The 22,708-nt window shown below is 60.7% G+C and carries 20 protein-coding genes; 4 read left to right on the top strand and 16 right to left on the bottom strand.

The features are described 5' to 3' along the window. Positions 1 to 6: 6 nt before the first annotated feature. From ACQY7U_RS22325 to ACQY7U_RS22295, 7 genes are all read right to left on the bottom strand, one after another. Positions 7 to 849, bottom strand: coding sequence for a class I fructose-bisphosphate aldolase (locus ACQY7U_RS22325; RefSeq protein ID WP_428649556.1), 843 nt, complete (start codon positions 847 to 849; stop codon positions 7 to 9). Continuing rightward, complete coding sequence (locus tag ACQY7U_RS22320; protein ID WP_428649553.1) at positions 840 to 2,567, bottom strand: glycerol-3-phosphate dehydrogenase/oxidase; 1,728 nt, start codon at positions 2,565 to 2,567, stop codon at positions 840 to 842. Before ACQY7U_RS22320 ends, ACQY7U_RS22325 begins: the two co-directional genes overlap by 10 nt. Before the next feature lie 67 nt (positions 2,568 to 2,634). After that, on the bottom strand, positions 2,635 to 3,630 hold the full coding sequence (locus tag ACQY7U_RS22315) for an aldo/keto reductase (protein ID WP_428649551.1): 996 nt from the start codon (positions 3,628 to 3,630) through the stop codon (positions 2,635 to 2,637). Beyond that, entirely contained in the window at positions 3,620 to 4,600 is a 981-nt protein-coding gene (locus ACQY7U_RS22310) for a sugar-binding transcriptional regulator (protein ID WP_428649548.1), read from the bottom strand. Before ACQY7U_RS22310 ends, ACQY7U_RS22315 begins: the two co-directional genes overlap by 11 nt. A 27-nt stretch (positions 4,601 to 4,627) precedes the next feature. Next, positions 4,628 to 5,629, bottom strand: coding sequence for an ABC transporter permease (locus ACQY7U_RS22305; protein ID WP_428649546.1), 1,002 nt, complete (start codon positions 5,627 to 5,629; stop codon positions 4,628 to 4,630). A gap of 11 nt (positions 5,630 to 5,640) precedes the next feature. Beyond that, positions 5,641 to 7,158 carry a sugar ABC transporter ATP-binding protein gene (locus ACQY7U_RS22300; RefSeq protein WP_428649544.1) on the bottom strand — a complete coding sequence of 506 codons (1,518 nt, stop codon included), beginning with the start codon at positions 7,156 to 7,158 and terminating at the stop codon, positions 5,641 to 5,643. Positions 7,159 to 7,272: 114 nt separating this feature from the next. Beyond that, complete coding sequence (locus ACQY7U_RS22295; RefSeq protein ID WP_428649541.1) at positions 7,273 to 8,289, bottom strand: substrate-binding domain-containing protein; 1,017 nt, start codon at positions 8,287 to 8,289, stop codon at positions 7,273 to 7,275. A 521-nt stretch (positions 8,290 to 8,810) separates the two neighbouring features. Here ACQY7U_RS22295 and ACQY7U_RS22290 point away from each other — a divergent pair. Next, entirely contained in the window at positions 8,811 to 9,662 is an 852-nt protein-coding gene (locus tag ACQY7U_RS22290; protein WP_428649539.1) for a transporter substrate-binding domain-containing protein, read from the top strand. Positions 9,663 to 9,665: 3 nt separating this feature from the next. Here ACQY7U_RS22290 and ACQY7U_RS22285 read toward each other — a convergent pair whose 3' ends face one another. Further along, the gene (locus ACQY7U_RS22285) at positions 9,666 to 10,493 is read right to left on the bottom strand and encodes a sterol desaturase family protein (protein WP_428649536.1); all 828 of its coding nucleotides are present in this window, start codon (positions 10,491 to 10,493) and stop codon (positions 9,666 to 9,668) included. A gap of 149 nt (positions 10,494 to 10,642) precedes the next feature. Here ACQY7U_RS22285 and ACQY7U_RS22280 point away from each other — a divergent pair, with 149 nt between their 5' ends. Beyond that, a complete protein-coding gene (locus ACQY7U_RS22280; protein ID WP_428649534.1) occupies positions 10,643 to 11,290 on the top strand; it encodes an alpha/beta family hydrolase in 648 nt (215 codons plus the stop codon). Positions 11,291 to 11,524: 234 nt separating this feature from the next. Here the strand turns inward: ACQY7U_RS22280 and ACQY7U_RS22275 are convergent, their stop codons facing one another. From ACQY7U_RS22275 to ACQY7U_RS22265, 3 genes are read right to left on the bottom strand one after another with little or no spacing between them, the layout of a single operon-like run. Then, positions 11,525 to 12,499 carry an Hsp33 family molecular chaperone gene (locus ACQY7U_RS22275; protein WP_428649531.1) on the bottom strand — a complete coding sequence of 325 codons (975 nt, stop codon included), beginning with the start codon at positions 12,497 to 12,499 and terminating at the stop codon, positions 11,525 to 11,527. A 12-nt stretch (positions 12,500 to 12,511) separates the two neighbouring features. Beyond that, positions 12,512 to 13,441 carry an ornithine carbamoyltransferase gene (argF, locus tag ACQY7U_RS22270; RefSeq protein WP_428649529.1) on the bottom strand — a complete coding sequence of 310 codons (930 nt, stop codon included), beginning with the start codon at positions 13,439 to 13,441 and terminating at the stop codon, positions 12,512 to 12,514. Further along, on the bottom strand, positions 13,438 to 14,637 hold the full coding sequence (locus ACQY7U_RS22265; RefSeq protein ID WP_428649526.1) for an aspartate aminotransferase family protein: 1,200 nt from the start codon (positions 14,635 to 14,637) through the stop codon (positions 13,438 to 13,440). Before ACQY7U_RS22265 ends, argF begins: the two co-directional genes overlap by 4 nt. A 577-nt stretch (positions 14,638 to 15,214) precedes the next feature. Here ACQY7U_RS22265 and ACQY7U_RS22260 point away from each other — a divergent pair. Continuing rightward, a complete protein-coding gene (locus tag ACQY7U_RS22260; protein WP_428649524.1) occupies positions 15,215 to 15,751 on the top strand; it encodes a GcrA family cell cycle regulator in 537 nt (178 codons plus the stop codon). Positions 15,752 to 15,964: 213 nt separating this feature from the next. Here ACQY7U_RS22260 and ACQY7U_RS22255 read toward each other — a convergent pair whose 3' ends face one another. Continuing rightward, positions 15,965 to 16,741, bottom strand: a complete 777-nt coding sequence (locus ACQY7U_RS22255; RefSeq protein ID WP_428649521.1) for a substrate-binding periplasmic protein — start codon at positions 16,739 to 16,741, stop codon at positions 15,965 to 15,967. A gap of 166 nt (positions 16,742 to 16,907) precedes the next feature. Between ACQY7U_RS22255 and ACQY7U_RS22250 the strand changes: the two genes are divergently transcribed. Further along, positions 16,908 to 18,905, top strand: coding sequence for an adenylate/guanylate cyclase domain-containing protein (locus tag ACQY7U_RS22250; protein WP_428649518.1), 1,998 nt, complete (start codon positions 16,908 to 16,910; stop codon positions 18,903 to 18,905). A gap of 88 nt (positions 18,906 to 18,993) precedes the next feature. On the opposite strand, the gene phoB is transcribed toward ACQY7U_RS22250, so the two are convergent. The 4 genes from phoB to pstA all read right to left on the bottom strand — a co-directional run bounded on the left by phoB (position 18,994) and on the right by pstA (position 22,658). Continuing rightward, complete coding sequence (gene phoB / locus ACQY7U_RS22245) at positions 18,994 to 19,692, bottom strand: phosphate regulon transcriptional regulator PhoB (RefSeq protein WP_428649516.1); 699 nt, start codon at positions 19,690 to 19,692, stop codon at positions 18,994 to 18,996. A gap of 74 nt (positions 19,693 to 19,766) precedes the next feature. Then, positions 19,767 to 20,462: a phosphate signaling complex protein PhoU gene (gene phoU, locus ACQY7U_RS22240; protein ID WP_428649513.1), complete on the bottom strand. Its 696-nt coding sequence runs from the start codon at positions 20,460 to 20,462 to the stop codon at positions 19,767 to 19,769. A 31-nt stretch (positions 20,463 to 20,493) separates the two neighbouring features. Then, a complete protein-coding gene (gene pstB / locus ACQY7U_RS22235; RefSeq protein WP_428649510.1) occupies positions 20,494 to 21,294 on the bottom strand; it encodes a phosphate ABC transporter ATP-binding protein PstB in 801 nt (266 codons plus the stop codon). A gap of 11 nt (positions 21,295 to 21,305) precedes the next feature. Then, the gene (gene pstA, locus ACQY7U_RS22230) at positions 21,306 to 22,658 is read right to left on the bottom strand and encodes a phosphate ABC transporter permease PstA (RefSeq protein WP_428649508.1); all 1,353 of its coding nucleotides are present in this window, start codon (positions 22,656 to 22,658) and stop codon (positions 21,306 to 21,308) included. Positions 22,659 to 22,708 lie beyond the last annotated feature (50 nt).

The raw sequence follows: 22,708 nt of genomic DNA, 5'->3' as shown, positions 1-22,708 counted from the left end.
TTTGCATCAGCCACGGTTGTAGATGTCCCAAGCTTCCTCACCGCCCGCTCCGTCATGGATCATCGCCATGAGCGCAGCAACGACAGCCTTCGGATTGTCATGCTGATAGATATTGCGACCGTAGACCATGCCCCTTGCGCCCTGGCGCATCAAGGCGGCCGACTTTTCCAGAACCGTCCTGAGGTCTTCCTTGCCGCCGCCGCGGACCAGAACAGGCACGCGCGCCGCCTCCACCACCCGGTGGAACTCCGCCGGATCCTCCGTCGGGTCGGCCTTGATGATATCGGCGCCCATTTCGCTTGCGAGGCGGACAAGCGTCACGATCTTCTCCGCATCTCCATCCACCTGGTAACCGCCGCGCATCTCGTTCGGCAGCATGACAAGCGGTTCGATCATCAACGGCATGCCGTATTTGTGGCAGGCGGCCCTGACACGCGAGATATTTTCCACACACTGGCGGAACAGTTCCGGTTCGTCCGGCAGCATGAACAGGTTGACGACGACGCAGGCCGCATCCATTTCCAGCGCGCCGATGATCGGTTCATCGGCATTCTGCAGCATGGACCACATCACTCGGTGGCGCTTGTCATTGTAGGGGTTGCCCATGTCGATCCGCATGACCAGGGCCGGCTTGTCCTTTTCTGGACGCGATTGCAGGAGATCCGCCTGCCCATAGGCCATCTGGATTGCGTCCGGCTTTGCCTTGATCAGCGTGTCGACGACCCCTGCCATGTCTTCAAGCCCGACCATGAAGCTCGGTTCGTTGCAGACGCCGTGGTCGATCGCGACGTCCAGGCATCCGCCATTCGTGAAAAGGCGGTTCATGCGGGCTTTGGTGCTCACACGCATATTGTGCTCCTGTTTGAATTGCGGCTTTCCAGCATCCAGCCGGTAACACCGTGATAAGTTTCAAGTTCCGAAATCAGGTCTTCGCGCTGGCGGTTTGCTTCCGGCACGGACAGGCCAAGTTCCTGACGCAGAAGTCCCGTCAGCCCGTCGATAAGCTCCATGGAAAGTCGGCCGTCGATGGCAAGCGACATGCGCCGCAGAACCAGATCTGAAAGGCTTGCCACGAATTCATGCCGGATGAGCCACGCGGATTCCGCCAAGGTCACCGGCACCTGCGCATCGATGCGGTGGTCGTCCGTACGCTGTGCGCAAAAGGACAGGACCTTGTGCGCCGCCGTGCCGTAGACCGATACCAGATAGGCAGCCCGGTCGGGATCGCAGCCAAGGTCCGAAACGAGATCGCGTTCAAGGTCGGCCCTGTCTTCAGGAAAGCCGGCGCCACCGCCGACCGGCAGTTCCAGCGTGCCCACTTTGCGAGGCATTCTCAGTTCCCGCAGAACCTCGTCAGCGGTCTGCTCGGCAAAGGCGCGGAATGTCGTCCACTTACCGCCGACCATGCAAAGCTGCGGAACCGCGCCTTCCAGCCGTTTGGTAAAATGGCCGCGTGAAATGCGTCCAGTAAAGTCGTGATCGCTCTTGGGCAGAGGCCTGATACCGGCGTAGCTGAAGACCACGTCCGAGGCGCCGATTTCGATATCGGGGAAGATGAGCGACAGGGATGCCAGGATGTAGTCCTGCTCCTCCGGGCTGCAGCTAACGCGCTTTGCCGATTTCACGCGGATGTCCGTCGATCCGGCCAGCACCTTTCCGAGATACGGAAAGACGATGCATACCCGTCCGTCCGAATTCTCGAAATAGACCATGTGGCCGCCGAGCGCCTTTTCCAGTGCGGGATTGTCGAGAATGAGATGCGATCCCTTTGTGCCGGAGACCAACGGTTCTCGGCCGTCACTCCCGCTGATCCGGGCAATCGTCTCATCCAGCCAGGCACCGGTCGCATTGACGACCATCCGGGTCGTCACGGTCAGGGTCTCGCCGGACAGCGTATCCTTGACGATGAAACCCTCATCACACGGCTGAATCTCGGCATGGTTCAGCGCAACACTGTCCGGACAGTCCTGTTCCGTGTCCGTCAGAAGTTCGATCCCAAGCCGCTCCGGATGGCTGATCCAGGCATCGAAGTAGGTTGCCGAGAATTTCAGGCCGGGCATCAGGTCAGGCCAGCGGCTCTGTGTTGCCTTTTTGCTGTGGAAGGCGTGTTTCGGCAGCAGGCGCCTTTTTCGCGTTACCCAGTCGTAAAGGGCCAGACCGAGCTTGATCGGGATGGCCCCTCGGCTCGACGGCTTGCCGGAAAGCCCGAGAAAACTCGCCGCTGAATTCAGGAGCCCGGAAAAGACCGAGCGGATCGGGATGACCGTCGGCAGCGGGTGAACCAGATGAGCCGCGTTCCGCAAGAGGGCGTCCCGTTCCCGCAAGGACTCCCGGACCAGATCGAATTCGCCGTTCTCCAGATAGCGCAGGCCGCCATGGATCATGCGGGAGGGCGCCGCGCTGCAGCCCGAACAGAAGTCTTTGCGCTCCACCAGCAGCACCCGGAGCCCCTGGAGTGCCAGTTCACGGTAGACGCCGATCCCGTTGATGCCGCCGCCGACGACGATGACGTCGAACGCACCATCACCGCGAATGCCGTCCCAGTTTTTCTGCCGTTGATCGGACATGACTTCTCCGTTCGCCGAAATGCATTCCGGCGTCCTTTCGCTAAGATTTTCGGCTTTTGGCCCCGGGCTACGCGGCGAGTTGGGTCAGATGTACCTCTGCAGCCTTGCTGATGGTTTCAAGTTCGGCCTCCGACAGACGAAGACGGCCCGCCTCGGCGTTCTCGACGGCCTGCTCCGGTGACCGTGCTCCGCAAAGCGAGAAGGTGATGCCGGGCTGTTGCAGCGTCCAGGCAATCACCACCTGCGCTTTTGTCGCGCCATGTGCCCCGGCAATCGGATCGATGGCTTCCATGAGCCGGGCGACCTTCTGCCGGTTCTCAAGCGAGAACCTCGGATTGTCCTTGCGCTGGTCGTCGCCGCTGAAGACACGGTCCGGCCCGATCTTCCCGGTCAGGAGACCGAGTGCCAGGGAGGAATAGCTCAGGACCGAGACCCTGTTTTCCAGGCAGAACGGTACCAGCGTCGTCTCGATGTCCCGCTTCACCATGGAGTATTCCTCCTGGATCGCATCCAGCTGACCGGCGGCCACATAGGCGGAAACATCGTCGGCCGAGGTGTTGCTTGCCCCGATGGAGCGGATCTTGCCCTGGGATTTCAGCAACTCGAGCGCCTCCATGGTTTCCTCGACCGGCGTCGTCGGGTCCTGCCAGTGGGTGATGTAATGGTCGATGTAATCCGTGCCGAGCCGTTTCAGGCTCTGCTCGACTTCGTAGACGATGGCGTCCCTGCCGAGATACCGGTGGACGGGTTTGCCGTCGTAATCGAAGAAGTGATTGCCTTTCTGCGTGTGCCAGACAAGTCCGCATTTGGTGGCGAGCACCACCTCGTCGCGTCGGCCCGCGATGGCCTTGCCGACAATCTCTTCCGCCAACCCCTGGCCATAGGCCGGCGCCGTATCTATCAGGCTGACGCCTGCATCAATGGACGCCCGGATCGCATCGATGGACCGGCTTTCGTCCGTACCGCCCCACATCCAGCCACCGATGGCCCAGGTTCCCAGACCGATAGCGGACGCCTTGATGCCGGAGCGTCCGATTTCGCGGGTCAACATCTCATGCAACATTCTGCTTGCCTTCCATGGTCGCCAGAACCGCGCTGGCCGTGTCTTCGTCAAGTATGAGTGAATTCAGATAGTTGCCGTTCAACACGGCCTGTATCGGCTCGACCTTTTCCTCGCCCGAGGTCACACCGATCACCCGGCTGCATTGCTTCAATTCGTCCGGGCGCAGGGCCACCAGGCGGGAATTCAGGGCGAAATCGGCGACCGTGCCATTCTGCCGGATCAGATGCGCCAGGAATTCGGCGGCGACACCGGAACCGGTCAGCATCTTGCGGTCGGCCTCGGGCATTGGATGCAGGTCGTAATAGCTTGAGCCGGGCGTCTGGATGGAACCGACACCGACGAGCGCGACATTCGCCTTGCGGGCGATATCGAACACCTGCCGGATCGAGCCGACCTCCATCAGCATGTCGCGTTGTTCCCGGCTTTCGGCAAAGAGCGGCGCATGGACCAGCGTGGCATTGCCGCCCAGCCGGTCCGCCAGCTGCGTCGCGAGGTGATTGACGTCGGTGTAGTATTTGCCCTGCACGCCCCCGGTCAGCGGCACCACCGTGACATCGAATGTCCGGTCGGTCTCAAGGTTCTGGACAACGGCGCCGACTGCCTTGCCGCCGGTAATGGCAATCACGTCGCCGTCCCGGATCGTCTCGACCAGATGGTTGGCCGCGGCCAGCCCCACCTGTTTCAGGGTCGTGCCAGGGCTGCCCGGGACCGACGAGGTTACGAGAGCCTTGGACAGCAAGGCGCTTGCCTCCAGCTCCTTTTCAAGATCCGTCAGCCGCTGGAACGGGTTCTCGATGTCTATCTTCACCATGCCCTGTTTGCGGCCCTGGGTGATCAGCCGGTTCACCTTGGAGGTCGACAGGTTCAGGAGGTCCGCGATTTCAGACTGTTTCCGGCCTTCCAGAAAATGAAGCACGAGCACTGTATGCATCTGGCGCATCTGCTCGATATCGTTCTTCTTGTCCGCCATCAGATCTGCCCTTTCATGATTGTCCGGTCAGCCACGCTTCTTGACGAGGTAGTGATCGATGGAAACGGCCGCGAGCAGGATGGAGCCACGGATGATGTCCTGCCAGTAGACTGAGACGTCCAGCAGAGCCAGCGAACTTGACACCACGGAAAGAAGCACCGCGCCGAGAATGGCACCGAAGATCGTTCCGGACCCGCCCTTGAGGCTTGCACCGCCGATGACGGCCGCAGCAATCACGTTCAGCTCCATGCCGATGCCGAAGGTGGGCTGGGCGGACCCGAAACGGGCCATGTAGATAATGCCGGCGACACCGCACAGGGCCGAGGACAAGGTGGTCGTGAAAAAGATGACCTTCTTCGTCTTGATGCCCGAGTAGGCCGCCGCCTTCTCATTGCTGCCGGTGTAGAACACTTTCCGGAAGAGGGTTGTCCGGCGCAGCATGAAGTCGAACCCGACAACGACTGCCAGGAACAGCAGGATCACGACCGGGATCGGACCGATGGAGCCCTGGCCGATGAACTTGAACTCCGGCGGCAGGGTGTAAAGACCGAGCGGCCGCCCCCCTGTCCCCAGAAGACAGGCACCCCGGGCGATCACCATGATGGCGAGCGACACGATGAAGTGGTGCAGACCTACTCTTGTGACGAAAAAGCCCATGAAGGCACCGATGCCGGTGCATGCGGCGATGGATATGGCCGAGGCCACCCACGGGTCGACGCCGTTCAGGAACAGCCAGCCGGCGATCACCATGGCAAGCGCCGTGACGGACCCAACCGACAGGTCGATGCCGCCCGAGATCAACAGTATGGTCATGCCGACGACCACGATCCCCTCCACGGCAAAGGCCATGACCATCGCCCGCATGTTGACCCAGGTCAGAAAGTACGGCGATGCAAAGGACATTGCGACGAACAGGGCCAGGATGATCACGATCAGGCCGGTCTCACGCATCCGCAGCAAGCGTTTGATCAGGGAAGCGTTTGCGTTTCTTTCCGCCGGTGCTTCCGTCAGGGAGACAGCGTCTTCCATGAATTCCCCCACTAGTGTAGCGCTGCCTGGGCGCCGACTGACGCCAGGTGCATGATGTTTTCTTCGGTCATCCGGTCCCCCGTGACCTCGCCGCTGATGTGCCCTTCACGGACCACCAGAACCCGGTCGCAAACCCCGATGAGTTCGGGAAGCTCGGAGGAAATCACCACGATGCCGACGCCGCTTCGGGCAAGGTTGCGCAGGATCCGGTGGATCTCGGCCTTGGCGCCCACATCCACGCCCCGGGTCGGTTCGTCCAGGAAGATCAGCTTAGGATTGACCGACAGCATCTTTGCGATGGCGACCTTCTGCTGGTTGCCGCCCGATAACGATGAGACCGGATCCGACAGGGACCCGCATTTCAGGTTGAGCCGCTCGCCCAGGTCTCGCGCCTGCCTGTCTTCCCGGGCCCGCTGGATCAGGCCGAGCCGATTGGCGACCTGCTCCAGCCTCAGCGCCGAGACATTCGCCGCGATCGGCAGGTCCAGAAAGACGCCGTCGCCCTTGCGGTCTTCCGAGAGGTAAACGACGCCTTCGGCGATGCTGTCCTCGTAGGATTTGAGGTCGAGCCTGACCCCGTTGAGCCGCACCTCTCCGGTCACGTCTCCTTCCAGGCGGCAGATGCCCTTGACGATCTCGCTGCGTCCGGCGCCGATCAGACCGGCGATGCCCAGGATCTCGCCCTTCTTCAATTCGAAGGAGACATCGTGGAACCGCGTTTTATCCGACAGCGCCTTGACCTCAAGGATCACCTCCCCCGACCTTTCCGCTTCCGCCAGCTTGGGCGGATAAAGGTCGTCGATGACCCTGCCCACCATGGCATTGACAACGTCGCTCGGCTCGATGTCGGCGACTTTGCGGGTGTCGATGTAACGGCCGTCGCGGAAAATCGAGACACGGTCGCAATTGTCGAAGATCTCCACCATGCGATGCGAGATGTAGATGATGGAGATGCCCCGGTCGGCGAGCCTGCGCATGATGCCGAACAGAACCTGGGCTTCTTTCTCCGTCAGCGCCGCGGTCGGCTCATCGAGGATCAGGATACGGCAATCGAGCGTCAGCGCCTTGGCGATCTCGACCAACTGCTGATGGGAAATCGAGAGGTTGCGGACGAGGGTCGCCGGATGGATGTCGCCAAGCTCGCCGAGAACCGCCGCCGCCTTCCGCTCCAGACCCTTGTAGTCCATCAGAAAGGCGCGGCTGGCATTGGTCGCGGCCATGAAGATGTTTTCGGCAACGGAGACGTCGGGACAGAGCGCGATTTCCTGGTGCACAAACCCGATACCGAGCTTCTGCGCCAGAGCCGGAGAACTGATCCTGACCGGCTTGCCGTCCAGGCGGATCTCGCCGCTGTCCGGCTGCAGAATACCGTCGATGATGTTCATGAGCGTCGACTTGCCGGCGCCGTTCTCGCCGGCGAGTGCGTGGATCTCCCCCTTGCGGAGTTCGAAGTCCACTTCTTTCAGAGCCTGAACGGGCCCGAAGGATTTGCTCAGTTTCGAGATTTCGAGGATCAGGTCGTCCGTCATGACCGGCCACTCTGCACATTGACTTTGGATGAATGCGGGCTGCCTGCGCGCCTGTCGTTCCAGTTCAGGCAGCCCGATTGCCGGGGCACCGTCCTGCGGTGCCCCGATACCGGATCAGCTCGGATCGCGGCCTTCCATGTAGGTGTTCAGGTCGAAGCTGTCGGCGTTTTCCTTGGTGATGACAGCGAAACCATTATCGACATAAGGGATCTGGACCGGGTTGTAGCCGGACACCTTGTAGTCGTTGAACGGATCGAAGACGTCCGAATGCGCCGCAAGGAAGGTGGCCATGAAGCCCATGAAGCCCTGCATGCCCTGGTTGGGATTGAGCGCCATGTGGATGTTGCCTGCCTTGATGTGCTCCAGGGTGGTCGGTGTGATGTCCGCATGCATGATGAGGACTTCGGCTTCCGCTTCCAGAACCGCTGCGACCGCGCCTTCGGCAGAACCGGCTTCCGGGATCCAGAGCGCACCGAGATTGGGGTTGGCCTGCAGGATCGACGCGGTGGCGCGATAAGCGGCATTGCTGTCCTGGTTGGTCGCCTGACGGCCGACCAGTTTCATGTTCGGATAGTGCTCTTCCATATAGGAGACAAGCGCGGTCACACGCAGGTCGTGGTTGGACTGGCCCGGATTTTCCAGAACTGCATATTCGCCGCTATCGCCGATCTGCTTGACGATTTCCTCGGCCGCGAACTTGGCTTCTGCCAGATTATCGGACGTGATGTAGGCGCTGCGCTTGGACTTCGGGGAATCCGCTGCGAAGGTGACGATCTGCGTTCCGCTGTCCACGGCCCGGTCGATCGGCTCGATGAACGGATCGGACTGCATCGGATGCAGCAGGACACCGGCCGGCTGCTTCACCATGTCCTGTTCAAAGGATGCGATCTGCTTGGTGATGTCGTAGTCCGGCGTGCCGGAGAAGACGGTCTCGCAGCCGAAGGCCTCCGCGGCCTGCTTGAAGCCCTGGTAGACCGGCACCCAGTAGGGATGACCCGAGACCATGACGTTCATGATGTAGGTTTCACCCGGCTCGCACTTCAGTCCGTCGGCCTGCGCCGGGACCGTCGACAGAGCTGCGGTGGACAGAACGGCACAAAGCAGCGCTGTTTTCAGTTTCGATACGCCCATTGTTTCCTCCCAAGAGCCGCCTTTGACCGGTACGCCACCGGCAATGAGGCAAGCTGCTCGATGTCAAATGTCGGGGCAACCGGATCGCACTCCTCAGAACGTCGGATGCCCGCTCCTCCTCGTCTCCTGCCGGTCAGCTTTTCAGAAGCTCCTCACACCCGCAAGATATTTCATACACTGGTTTTTATCCCAGGCAGGACATTCATAAGAGCGCCTCCATGAGAGGGTCAAACATTTTTGGTATTTATTTCTGTTCGTGAAATTTATTTCAAGTGCGAATGGAAAAATCTACGGATTTCTGCCATTTCGGTAAATGTGACCCTTGAACCAATACGAGCGGCTCTCCCGCCCGACGCCGCCGCAAAAGGTCTCAGGATCACAGCTGCAGGACATTGTTGGCTGACAGGCATGCATGTGTCGCGATAGTCTCCGGAGGCGATTCCCCGCCCAATGGAAGCGGCGCGCCGCACTCGAGACGATTTCAGGAATCCCGCGTGTACATTGGAAACTCAATTTCGCAATTGGCCCGTCCTCTCCAGGAGCTGTCTGTTGCCATCCTGATAGCCGCCGCCTGTTTGGTGGCTTCCATGGCAGGCGCCGCCGCAGAAGACAATCCGGTCCGCGTGCCCAATTTCTGGGATCCCAAGGCGGTCAATGACCGGCCCGCCACCGTTCCGGACAAGATCCAGTTTCTGGCCACAGATGATTATCCGCCTTTCGTTTTCCGTGATCCGCAAGGCCGGCTGACCGGTTTCAACGTCGATCTGGCTCGCGCTCTTTGCCAGGAACTCGGCAGCTCCTGTGCACTCAGGATCAAGGACTTCGAGGTCCTCGTGCCCGCGCTCGAGGAAGAGGAAGGCGATGCCATCATTTCGGGCTTGTCGCGGGAGGCCGCCGCCACCCGTCATCTCAATTTCACCGAGGATTACTTGAAACTTCCGGCAAGGTTTGTCGTGCAGAAGGACGAAGCGGCGGATTTTGACGAGCAGGATCTGGCCGGCAAGACCATCGCCGTGGTGGCAGGTTCTCGCTATGAAGCCTTTGCCGCACGGTTCTGGCCCGACGCAGATATCCTGAGCCTGGAAAGCGAACGGGCCGCGCGGGACGCAGTCAGGAACGGTACGGCCGATGCCCATTTCGGTGACGGCCTTGGCCTGTCTTTCTGGTTGCCGAGCAATGCTGCGGAAAACTGCTGCACCTTCACCGGCGGCCCCTGGCTGGAAGCCGGCTACTTCGATGAGGGCATGGCCATCGCTACCAGGCGGGACAACCCGGAACTGGCCGCCGCCCTCAACTACGCCCTTCGCCAGCTCTACCAGGAGGGCGTCTACCGGGAACTCTACCTGCGCTATTTTCCGCTGAGTTTTTATTGAAACTCAGCGGCCACGGTCTTCCTTCTGCCGCTCGGCCGTGTTCAGGAACGGAATGGCGAGACTGAAGGGGAGCGAATGTGCCCTCGGCGTCAGGGATGGCCCCAGACCGATTTCCATCTCCTCATGCCCCTGCTCCGGCTGCTCGATATAAGTGCCGAAGAGTCTGTCCCAGACCGACAGGTAGAACCCGTAATTGGAATCCGTTTCGTGCCGCAGAACCGAATGATGAATGCGGTGCATGTCCGGCGTGACGATCACCAGCCGCAACAACCAGTCCAGACGGGCCGGTATCCGGACATTCGCGTGACCGAAGATGGCCGAGCCGTTCAGCACGATCTCGAAGACCAGAACGGCTTCCCACGGTCCGCCCAGGGCAACGATGACGAGCGCCTTCCAGACGAACGACAGCAGGATCTCGATCGGGTGGAAGCGAAGCGCGGTGGTCGCGTCGACCTCGCTGTCGGCGTGATGAACCCGGTGCACCCGCCAGAACCACGGGATCTTGTGTGACATCAGGTGTTGAAACCAGACCGCCAGGTCGAGTGCCAGAAAAGTTGTCAGTCCGGCAAGCCAGCCCGACCATCCGGCCGCACCGAAGAGCCCCCAGCCGTTTTCCTGTGCCAGCAGCGCCAGCCCGACCCCGCCGACCGGAAACACCAGCCGGACAACCAGCGAATCCAGAAAAATAAGCGCCCAGTTGGCCGGCCAGCGCTTCAGGCGGCTCGATTTCAGCTGCCGCCGTGGCAATCCGGCTTCCAGCAGCGCCATGACCAGAAAGATACCGGCAAAGCAGGCCATGCGGATCTGATTGATATCGAGTTGTTCAAACATTCCGTTCCGCGTTCATTTCCCGGCCAAGCGCCTTGCCAAGGCCCGTGCCGCTCTATAGGGCAGATAGTACCAAGGGTCACAAGCAAGAACCCTCGGTATAGCTTCTACCATGATCGCAAACTTCTGCCGCTGCGACGGATCACATCACCATGAGCACCTTTCTGTGGACACGCCCCGAAACCGACACCTCGGCGACGCTTCTCCTCGCCCACGGGGCCGGAGCGCCGATGGATTCCACCTTCATGAACAAGCTGGCGGAAGCCCTGGTGGCGGAAGGCATCGCGGTTGCAAGGTTCGAATTCGCCTATATGGCCGGCCGTCGAACCGGCGGTCCGAAGAAACCGCCACCGCGCGCCGACAAGTTGATCGCCGAGTTTCAGACCGCTCTGCAGGCTCTCTTGAAGGAAACAGACGGACCGCTGCTTCTGGGTGGCAAATCCATGGGCGGACGTGTTGCCGCGATGCTCGGCGGCGGCAACTCCCTGCCCGGCCGCGTCCTTGGCATCTGCTGCTTCGGCTATCCGTTCCACCCGACCGGCAAGCCGGACACCGACTGGCGGCTGACGCCGCTGGAAGAGGCCAAACGGCCCGTCAGGATCCTGCAGGGCGACCGCGACCCTTTCGGAAACAAGGCCGAGATCGACGAGATCAGCTTGCCGAAAACCGTCTCGCTGATCTATCTGGAAGACGGCAACCACGACTTCGGCCCGCGCGGAAAGTCACCGGCGACCCTCGACGGCAACATCGCCCTGTCGGCGAAGTCTGTCAGGGAGTTCGTGGACGGTCTGACGGGTTAAAGTCGGGCATTCCCCACCCAATACCCGTTCAGAGATAAATTCCTCTCCGCAGTCATCCCGGCCAAGCGCAGCGCGAGCCGGGACCGGGGAGGCACAGCCTCTGCAGTTTACACCATCAATCTCTCGGCTCTCCGAGCCCGGATCTGCGCTTCGCTGCGTCCGGGATGACGGTCTGAAGAAGCCTTCGAAAAGAGACCCGGGCCGTCGCCGGCCCGGGCCATTTTCTCGTCCTGATTACTTGTCGAACTCGTAGTGCGTGCTGCAGAATTCGCAGGTCACCACGATCTTGCCCTCGACCGTCATGTCCTCGACCTCTTCGTCGCTGAAGCCGGCAAGGACGTTTTCGATCTTGTCCCGCGAGCAGCGGCACTTGTCGGCCAGCGGCTGAGACTCGAACAGGCGCACACCCCGCTCGTGGAAGAGGCGGAACAGCAGCATCTCGACGCTGACTTCCGGATCCGTCAGTTCGACATCCTTGACCGTCTCAACCAGGACTTTTGCCTCGACCCAGGCATCGTCTTCTTCGATTTCATGCGGTTCCGTGCCTTCCGGGGCATCGCCAGGATGGATATCGGCTTGCTGCATGCGCTCGGGTGCTTCGGGCAGGAACTGGATCAGGACACCGCCTGCCGTCCACGTCCGGGAAGGGCCTTCGCCTTCAATGCGCGTGAAGAGCTCGCCCACACCCAGCCGGATTTCGGTCGGGATCTGTTCCGAACGCTCGAAGTAGCGGCGCGCGGCCTCTTCGAAGGTGATCCCGTCCAGTTCCACAAGCCCCTGATAGCGCTGCATGTGCCGGCCCTGGTCGATGGTCATGGCCAGATGACCGTGGCCGAGCAGGACTTCCGGCGTTGCCTTGCCGGCCTCCATCAGCTCTTCCACCTGCACCGCGTCGAACGTGGCGCAGGCGCGGATCGCGTCCGGAGAGGCGAAGTCCACCACAAGCATGGACACCGGTCCGTCCGTCTGCGTCTGCAGGGTGAAACGGCCTTCGAACTTCAACGACGTTCCGAGAAGGCTCGTCAGCACGATTGCTTCGGCCAACAGGCGCGAGACCGGTTCCGGATAGGCATGCCGGTCCAGGATGGCTTCAAGAACGGGCCCGAGCGCAACCGCACGGCCACGCACATCCAGCCCTTCCACGGCAAAGGGCCGGACAGCGTCCAGCCCTGCAGGCGTAATGCCCAGTTCATCAAGATTAAGTGCCACTTTGGCTTTGCCTTAAGCTGCGCCGAAACACCACGCCAGAATGCCCTTCTGGGCATGGAGCCGGTTTTCGGCTTCGTCAAACACTACGGAGTTGGGGCCGTCCATGACCTCCGAGGTGACTTCCTCGCCCCGGTGTGCCGGCAGGCAATGCATGAACAGTGCATCCTGATTGGCCTCCGCCATCAGCCGCGCGTTCACCTGATAGGCGCTCAGGAGATTGTGGCGCGTCTCCGCGTCGTCGTCTCCCATGGATACCCAGCAGTCGGTCACCACACAGTCGGTCCCCTTGACCGCCTCATATGGGTCCGTTGTCACCACAATGGAACCCCCTTTGGCCCGGGCGGCGTCGATCAGCTCCTGAGGCGGCGCCAGTTCGCCCGGCGTGGCGATGCGCAGTTCGAAATCGAACTTGGGCGCCGCATGAACCCAGGACGCCAGCACGTTGTTGCTGTCCCCGGTCCAGGCAACGCTCTTGCCCTGGATATTGCCGCGGTGTTCCTCAAACGTCATCAGGTCAGCCATGATCTGGCAGGGATGCGAGAGTTTGGTCAGGCCGTTGATCACGGGAACCGTCGCGTTTTCCGCCAGTTCGCGCAGGTCGTTGTGGTCCAGGATCCGGATCATGATTGCATCGACGAAGCGCGACAGTACCCGGGCGGTATCGGCGATCGTCTCGCCGCGCCCGAGCTGCATTTCTGCACCGGTCAGCATCAGGGTCTCGCCGCCGAGTTCGCGCATGCCGACATCGAAGGAAATGCGCGTGCGGGTGGACGGTTGTTCGAAGATCATCGCCAGAACCTTGCCTGCAAGCGGGCCCTCACCGCGGCGGACACCATTTCGGCCGGCCTTGATCTTCTTGCCGGTTTCCAGAATGGCGCGCAGTTCCTCGCCCTCCAGGTCCGTCAGGTCGAGAAAGTTCCGATAGGTTCCGTTCGCGGTCATCCGGCCGCTCCTTCCAGCATTTTCTGTTCAATTGCACTGGCGGCCTGTTCCAGCCGTTCCACGGCAATTGCGATTTCATCCTCTGTCATGGTCAGCGGTGGCATGATGCGCACCACATTGTCCCCGGCGGGAACCGCCAGAAGCCCGGCGTCACGCGCCGCCGCGACATAGTCGCCAGCCGGCACGACGCATTTCAGGCCGAGCATCAGGCCGTTGCCACGCACTTCGGCAAGTACCTTCGGGTGGCTATCCACCAGCCCCGCCAGCTTCTGCTTGAAATTGAGGCCTTTCTTCTGGACGTCTTCCAGAAAGCCGTCAGAAAGCACGACGTCAAGCACCGCATTGCCGACCGCCATGGCAAGCGGGTTGCCGCCGAATGTCGTGCCGTGGGTGCCCGGGGAAAGAGCCCCGGCAACCTCTGCCTTTGCGAGGCAGGCCCCCATCGGGAAACCGCCGCCGATACCCTTGGCAATCGCCATCAGGTCCGGCTCGGCGCCCGACCATTCATAGGCAAACAGCTTGCCGGTCCGGCCGACGCCTGTCTGGATCTCGTCGTAGATCAAGAGGATACCGTTGTCGTCGCAGATCTTGCGCAGCGCCCGCAGGAAGTCGGTCTGGATTTCCCGGATGCCGCCCTCGCCCTGGACAGGTTCGATGGCAATTGCCGCCGTCTGCGGGCCGATGACCGCCTTGAGCGCCTCCAGATCACCGGCAGGCACCTGATCGAAACCGGGCGCCTTGGGGCCGAAGCCCTCCAGGTACTTCGCCTGTCCGCCGGCTGCGATGGTGCCAAGGGTCCGGCCATGGAAGGCGCCTTCGAAGGTCACGATATGGAACCGTTCGGGCTGCCCGTTGTCGTAATGGTAACGCCGCGCGCATTTGATCGCCGCTTCCATCGCCTCGGCGCCGGAATTCACGAACAGCACCTTGTCGGCAAAGGTCGCCTCAGCCAGCCTTTTCGCAAGCCGCTCGCCTTCCGGCATCAGGTGCAGGTTGGAGGTGTGCCACAGCTTGGCCGCCTGATCCTGCAGGGCCTTGACCAGATGCGGATGACTGTGTCCGAGCGCATTCACGGCAATTCCGGAACCGCAATCGAGGAATCGTCGGCCGTCGTTCGTTACCAGCCAGACACCTTCCCCGTGATCGAAAGACAGGTTCGATCTTGCGTAATTTCCGAATAGTGCAGTCTCGGACATAACCTCTGTTGTCTCCTTAGAACGCCTGCTCCGCCGCGGCTTGTACACCTTGCCGGCATAACGGTCAGGCCAAAATGCAACGTGCCGCCCGAAGAGGCGGCACGCAGCGGATTTCTTATACACCTGTCACACCGTAATATGTCAATGGAAATGGCGCAGCCCGGCGGAATTAGAGGACATCACGGCTGCCCGCTCCGCGACCGGCAGCCTGATGCACGAGCACCTGGCGCTCCATTGATCTGCCTCCCGGGCCTTCGACCGCCCGTGAGCCGTCCGATCGCCAGCGGCCGGGAGGCGGCAAACGCTCTCCGGCGATCCCGCATAAGTGCAAATCCGGATTTCGTAAAATTCTCTAGGACCTTGCCTTACTTGGGGAAAAGTCGGTTCATCCCCAACTGGTTTGGACCGGAAGGTTGCCTCGCAAATTAACACTATTGTAACCTCTGGGAAGTCAGACACGAGATCTCGTGAGGCAAATCACTTAGAGGCACTAGATCTGCCAATATTAGGCATGCCTGAGCGTGCTTAACACGAGGTTAATGGCCGCGGGAACGGTCAAAATAAAAAGGGTGCGGCGATGAGTTGGACGAACGAACGGGTTGAGCTTCTGAAAAAGCTTTGGGGCGAAGGCTTGAGCGCAAGTCAGATTGCCGGAGAACTGGGTGGGGTCACCCGCAACGCGGTGATCGGCAAGGTGCACCGTCTCGGACTGTCCGGACGTGCAAAGTCAGCCTCCACGAGTTCCAAGCCGCGACGCACACGGACCGCCGCGCCTGCGGCAACCGCCTCCACTCCCAGAAAACCTTCGCCGCAGCCGCAGTCCATTGGCGCAACAGCGCTGAAGGCAGATATCTCCCCGGCACCGGCACCGATCGCAAAACCTGAAATCGAACCGATTGCCGAACTGGTTCCGATCTCCCAGCGCGCGACGATCCTGACGCTGACCGAGCGCACCTGCAAATGGCCGATCGGCGATCCGGCAACGGACGACTTCTATTTCTGCGGCCGTCAGTCGGATGCCGGCGTGCCCTATTGCGCCCATCACTGCAAGATTGCCTACCAGCCGATCGCCGATCGCCGCCGCGAACGCAAGGTCATCGCCCAGGCAGGCTGATCGGATCGCAGACAAAGCTTTTAAAGCCTGCCTCGCGGCAGGCTTTTTTGTGTGCCCTTTTGCTTCACGCACCTCGCCGCAAGCCCTGAAACGTGAAGTCTCCACGATCGCGACAGCATTGCCGCAATCACGCAAGCTCGCGCGCTCCGGCCACCAGGCTCCGCAAGCCCATGAGATCGGAAGCGCGGCCTCTGCCCAACCGACAGTCCTTGATCACTCGACCGCGGCCGGTTCCAGTTTGTAGCTTTCGATGATTTCCTGGGCTCTTCCCTCGGCGAACAGGGCGCGCCAGCTGGCGAAAAACCGGTCCACGACGTCCCGGTCGGGATATGTCTTGGCAATTCCCGCGTAGTAGAGGACGGCCTTGTGGCCGCCCGCATACCGTACCTTGCCCTCGAGCTTTTCATCGCTAACGATGCCCCAACCGCGATCCCGGTTGGAGTAAACGGCATCGACGCGTCCGACCGCGAGTTTGCGCATACCCGCGGCATCGTCCGGGTGTCCGTCAATGACGATCGGATCGAGACCCGCATCGATCATGTCGTCGCGCAAGTCCTCCAGTTGCGTCTGTGTATTGGAAGGCGCGAAAACGCCGACCTTGAAACCGGCGATCTGTCCCGGCTCCTCGAAAACCATCTGATTGTCGGCGGGAACGAAAAAGCCGTACTCCGTGCGAAACATCGGAGGGGAGAAGTCAAGCCATTCCTCGCGCGCAGGGTTACGGCCGATCACCATCATGCCGTCGGCATCTCCCGATGCCATCAGTTCCTGGGCGCGCCTCCAGGGATAAATATCGAAACTGCAACTGATACCCGATTTCTTGCAGACAGCGGCAATAACGTCTCTCCCGGGGCCTGCCACCTGCTTGTTTTCTCCATAGATAAAGGGAGCAAACTCCAGCGTAACAAAACGAAGTGTCCCTTGTGCCGTTGCGGGAGAATCAAAAAGCACCAGAATTGAAATGCAATAAAACAGTTTTAACGGATTCATTACTGAGCTCCCTCGAAAAAAATCATGGTTCCAGATGGAAAATGTTTTTCCTGCCTAATAGGATACTATCAAAACAGGGAACCGGGCGCACGGAAGAGCACTCGTGCGGAGTATTTCACCGCCAGGGTACGGACTGGTAAACACTGATCGGCGGACGGGAAACAGCATGGGCTCACGGCCGGACGGCAGACGAACACTCAGGGCGAAATTTCTTCGCATCACTATCCCCCTGATCTTCTTGTCCGTGATCGGTGTCTTTTCGATCATCGAGGTCATGACCCATCTGAATACCGTCGCGCGGCTGGAACGCACCCTGGCCGGGCTCGCCGACACTCAGGCGGCGGCCCTTGCCAATCCTCTCTGGAATCTCGACCACGAACAGATCCGCCTTGCGCTTGAGGCAGTGGTGACCAACCGTGAAATACTGAGCGCCAGCGTGCTCGGTGAAGACAACCAGCTCATGAGCACAGCCGGTGCGGTTCCGGAAGGCACATCCGGCAGCGACCTCATGCACCTGAACAGGGAGATTGTCTTTGACGCCGGCGCCGGTCCGAAGACGATCGGGACCCTCGAATTCGTCGCCACGCGCGGCTTTGTCTGGGAGCAGACCCGCAACCGCCTTGTCATCGCGGCAATCATTGCGCTTCTGGCCGTATCCATCGAAGTCGCAGCCGCGCTATACGCGCTGGCAACGATCATCGGACGGCCATTGCAGGAACTGCTGAAAGCCATCAACAGGGCCAAATCCGGAGCGGCACGCGAACCGGTCGCGTGGCACAGTTCTGACGAACTCGGCCAGGTCATCGCGGCCTTCAACGAAATGCAGGAGCTTCAGCAGGCTTACGAAAAAGACCTCCGCGAGGCACGGGATACACTCGAAGACCGCGTTCGGGAACGAACCGCGGAACTGGCCAGGGCCCGCGACGAGTCCCTGATGGCTCGCGCACGGCTGGGCGATGCCATCGAAGCGATCTCCGAAGGCTTTTCCCTTTACGACAAGGAGGACCGGCTCGTCATCGCCAATTCCCGCTACAACGAAATCCTCAACCTGAAGGATCTGACGGACATCCGGCTTATGCAGCCCGGCCGGGACTTCAGGACGATCCTGCAGGCGGCCGTGGACCACGGACTGATCGAGGATGCGCTTGAGGATGTTGACGGCTGGATCGAGGAGCGCGTCAACCGTCACCGCAATCCGGGAAAGGCACATGTGCAGCGCTATGCCAACGGGCGCTGGGTCCGGGTCAGCGAGCGCCGCACGCAGGACGGAGGCACGGTTGCCGTCTACTCGGACATTACCGAGCTGAAACAGCGGGAAGAAGAGCTCGCATCCAAATCATCCCAGCTGGAACAACTGTCAAAGCAACTGTCGAAATACCTGGCCCCGCAACTCTATGAATCGATCTTCCAGGGCCGACAGGAGGTCAAGATCGCGGCAACCCGCAAGAAGCTGACCGTTTTCTTTTCCGACATTGCCGACTTCACCGAAACGGCCGAACGGATGGAGTCCGAAGAACTGACCCAGCTCCTCAACCACTATCTGACCGAAATGTCGCGGATTGCGCTCGACCACGGCGCGACCATCGACAAATACGTGGGCGATGCCATCGTGATCTTTTTCGGTGATCCACAGAGCCGTGGCGTGAAAGAGGATGCGAAGGCCTGCGTCCGGATGGCCATCGAAATGCGCCAACGCATGAAGGAACTTGCCGAGGAATGGCGCGAGGCGGGCATAGCCAGGCCGCTTCGTTGCCGCATGGGAATACACACGGATTTCTGCACGGTCGGTAACTTCGGCAGCGAGGACCGGCTGGATTACACGATCATCGGGCGAGGCGTGAATATCGCCTCCCGCCTTGAGAGCCTCGCAACGCCCGGCGAAATCCTGTTGTCTTTCGAGACCCATGCCCATGTCGCCGAGGAAATTGCATGCGAGGCCCAGGGGGAAGTCGAGGTCAAGGGGCTCGCTTACCCGATCGCAACCTACAGGGTGGCGCAGGATGGCAGGAAGACTTTGTTGGATGGCCACCGGCTTGAGGCTCGAAGTCTGCTCGAAGCCGACCCGTCTTCATTGTCGGAAACCGACCGGGCCCAGGCCGTGACGATGCTGAAAGAGGCCCTCCACCGGTTTTCAGCCGCATCCTCACCGAGTCCGGACGAGTAGGCTCCCGCGTGCCGGTCTCCGACCGCACATTCGGCATTTGCAAGGCTCCGGGGATCCGGAGCCTGTGCCGTTCTACCTGGACTTATCGTCAGACTGTGGCCGTGAACTGGTCGTTAAAGGCGTATCCCGCCCCGCGCACCGTGCGGATCGGATCCTTGGCCTTGCCCTTGTTGAGCGCCTTGCGCAGGCGGCCGACATGAACATCGACGGTTCGCTCGTCGACATAGACATCGTGACCCCAGACACCATCCAGAAGCTGCTCCCGGGAAAACACGCGCCCCGGGGACGTCATCAGGAATTCCAGCAGCCGGAATTCGGTCGGTCCCAGGTGAACTTCCTTGGCGTTGCGCCGGACACGATGCGTTTCCCGGTCGAGTTCGATATCGCCGGACCGCAGCATGGTGGAGACCACTTCCGGGCTTGCACGGCGCAGGATGGCGCGCACCCGTGCCATCAGTTCAGGCACGGAAAACGGCTTGACCACGTAATCGTCTGCTCCCGTGGAGAGACCGCGGATGCGTTCGGCCTCCTCACCGCGCGCGGTGAGCATGATGACGGGCAGACGCTCGGTCTCCTCGCGGGCACGCAAACGCCGGCACAGCTCGATCCCTGAAAGGCCCGGCAGCATCCAGTCCAGAAGCAGAAGGTCTGGCACGCTTTCCCTGAGCCGGATTTCCGCTTCGTCGCCCCGCACACAGGACTCAACGGCATATCCTTCCGCTTCCAGGTTGTATCTCAAGAGTAGGCTGAGAGGTTCTTCGTCTTCAACGATAAGGACCTTCGGCATTGGGTATTGCTCCAATTTCGGCAGCCGGTACCCCTGCACCGGCCGTATCTTGCTTCCAGCGGCACTCGAACGGATCAGGTAGCGCCGGTTTCATCCATCTTCGCGCGGTCTTCCGGAAGACGTTCGCCGGTGACCATGTAGTAGACGTTCTCGGCGATGTTGGTTGCATGGTCGCCGATGCGTTCGATGTTCTTGGCACAGAAAAGAAGATGGACGCACTGGGTGATCACCCGCGGGTCTTCCATCATGTAGGTCAGGAGTTCGCGGAAGAGCGAGGTATAGATCGCATCCACTTCCGCATCGGCTTCCTGAACCTGCCTGGCCGCCTCCGCATCCTTGCGCGTATAGGCGTCCAGCACCCGGGTGAGCTGCGAAAGCGCCAGTTCGGTCATGTGCTCGACACCGATGGCCAGCTTCTTGGACTGAAGATTGCTGTCGATGGCGATCACGCGCTTGGCAACGTTCTTGGCAAGATCGCCGACCCGTTCCAGATCGTTGGCGATACGGGTCGCTGCGGTGATTTCACGCAAGTCCTGCCCCATTGGCTGACGGCGCACGATCATCTCGATCAGGTTCGCTTCGACGTCCTGATGCAACTGGTCGAGGCGCTCGTCCTGCTTGATGGTCTGCCGCGCCAGGTCCAGGTCCTGCGAGACCAGTGCCGAGACGGCATCCGCGAAGGCCTTTTCCGCCAGGCCGCCCATCTCGGCGACCTTGCCGGCCATCTTGGTCAGTTCCTCGTCATAAGCCGTGACGATGTGTTCAGACATCCTGTGTCCCTTTCAGATTTTCGTCATGCGCCTAGCCGAAGCGGCCGGTGATGTAGTCCTGCGTCCGCTTGTCCTTCGGGTTGGTGAAGATCTCTTCCGTCTGACCTTCCTCGACAAGAACACCGAGATGGAAGAACGCGGTGCGCTGGGACACTCGGGCAGCCTGCTGCATGGAGTGCGTCACGATGACGATGGTGTAATTCTGGCGCAGTTCGTCGATCAGCTCCTCCACCTTTGCGGTGGCTATCGGGTCGAGCGCCGAACAAGGCTCATCCATCAGGATGACCTCGGGGCTGACGGCGATCGCCCGGGCAATGCAAAGACGCTGCTGCTGTCCCCCGGACATGCCGGTTCCCGGCTCGTCGAGGCGGTTTTTCACTTCTTCCCACAGCCCTGCCTTCTGCAGGCTGGAGGAAACGATGTCGTCCAGCTCGGCCTTGTTGCGGGCCAGACCGTGAATGCGCGGACCATAGGCGATGTTGTCGTAGATCGACTTCGGAAACGGGTTCGGCTTCTGGAACACCATGCCGACTTTGGCACGCAACTGAACCGGGTCGACCTTCGGGTCGTAGATGTTCTCGCCATCTATCCGGATCGACCCTTCCACGCGACAGATGTCGATGGTGTCGTTCATGCGGTTGAGGGTCCTGAGGAAGGTCGACTTGCCGCAACCGGACGGGCCGATAAAGGCGGTGACCGATCTCGGCTGGATTTCGATGTTCACGTCCTTGATGGCATGAGTGTCGCCATAAAAGACCTGCACATTCTTCGCGGAGATCTTGCTGTCGTCGGTCATCTTGATCGCCTGTTCGATTTTCGCCATCTCGTTCATCGGCTTGTTCCTTACCAACGGCGCTCAAACCTGCGGCGCAGGATGATCGCGATAATGTTCATGGTCATGAGAAACAGCAGCAGAACGATAATGCCGCCCCATGCGCGTTCGTAAAAGGCCGGATCGGCCCGCTTCGCCCACTCGTAGATCTGCGCCGGCATGGCCGAATTCGGCGACAGGAAGCCTGCGGCGACCCCATCGGGGAAATTGGAGGCAATGAAACCGACCATGCCGATCAGGAGCAGCGGCGCGGTCTCTCCCAGTGCCTGGGCGAGGCCGATGATGGTGCCGGTCAGGATGCCGGGCATGGCCAGCGGCAGCACGTGGTGGAAGATCGACTGCATCTTGGAAGCACCGATACCCAATGCCGCATCACGAATGCTCGGCGGGACCGCTTTCAGAGAGGCCCGCGTGGAAATGATGATCGTCGGCAGGGTCATCAGCGTCAGCACCAGCCCGCCGACCAGCGGCGCGGATTGCGGTAGGTGCATGAACTGGATGAAGACGGCAAGCCCCAGGATCCCGAACACAATGGAGGGGACTGCGGCAAGATTCGAGATATTCACCTCGATCAGGTCGGTAAACCTGTTCTGCGGGGCGAACTCCTCCAGGTAGATCGAGGCCGCCACGCCGATCGGAAGGGACAGGAACAGCACCACCATCATCATGAAAAGGGACCCGATCATGGAGGCGCCGATGCCGGCCTGTTCCGGGCGGGAATCGGAGGCATCCGTCCCGGTGATGAAGGCCAGATTGAACCGCTTCTCCAGAATGCCAGCTTTTTCCAGCTGATCGGCAAGATCGAGATGCACCGCGTCCAGGTTCTTGTCTTCCGCAAGATCCTCGCGCTTCACTCGGCCCTTCATGTAGCCGTCGACGCGGGAAGAGGCGATCAGGTCGAAGCTTACCGTCGAGCCGATCCGGTCTGGGTGGGCCAGAATAAAATTCCGGACGGTTGCGGCAGCTCCGGAAGAGAACAGCTTCCGCAAATCCTTGGGTTTCATGTCCGCATTGATACCGGCGTCCGCCAGTTCACGGGCAAAGGCCTCGTCGATGATCGCCTTGTATTTCGAGGTCTTCACCACGGACTTTTCCGCGGCATCGATCTGGGTCTGGACCAGCGGAATGTCGACCTTCAGGAAGGTCTGGCTGAAGGCGCCAAGTCCACTCGACAGGATGGCCCACAAAAGGGCAACCACGAAAAACAGGCCGAAGGCAACGGCCACAATGCCGTAGACCCGAAAGCGTGCCTCGGCGGCGTTGCGCTTCTTGGTCAGGGGATCGAGCTCCAGGAGCGATTTGAACCTGCGCGGCGACGGAACGCCGGAATTTTCCGACTGCGGGGGAAGAGCGGTGTCGGTCATCAGTCGTACTGCTCCCGGTATTTGCGCACGATGTAGAGGGCAAAGACATT

The organism is Roseibium sp. (assembly GCF_050301095.1).
Lineage (GTDB): Bacteria > Pseudomonadota > Alphaproteobacteria > Rhizobiales > Stappiaceae > Roseibium.
Note: the sequence above shows the minus strand (reverse complement) of the source record. Positions and strands in the feature narration are given on the sequence as shown.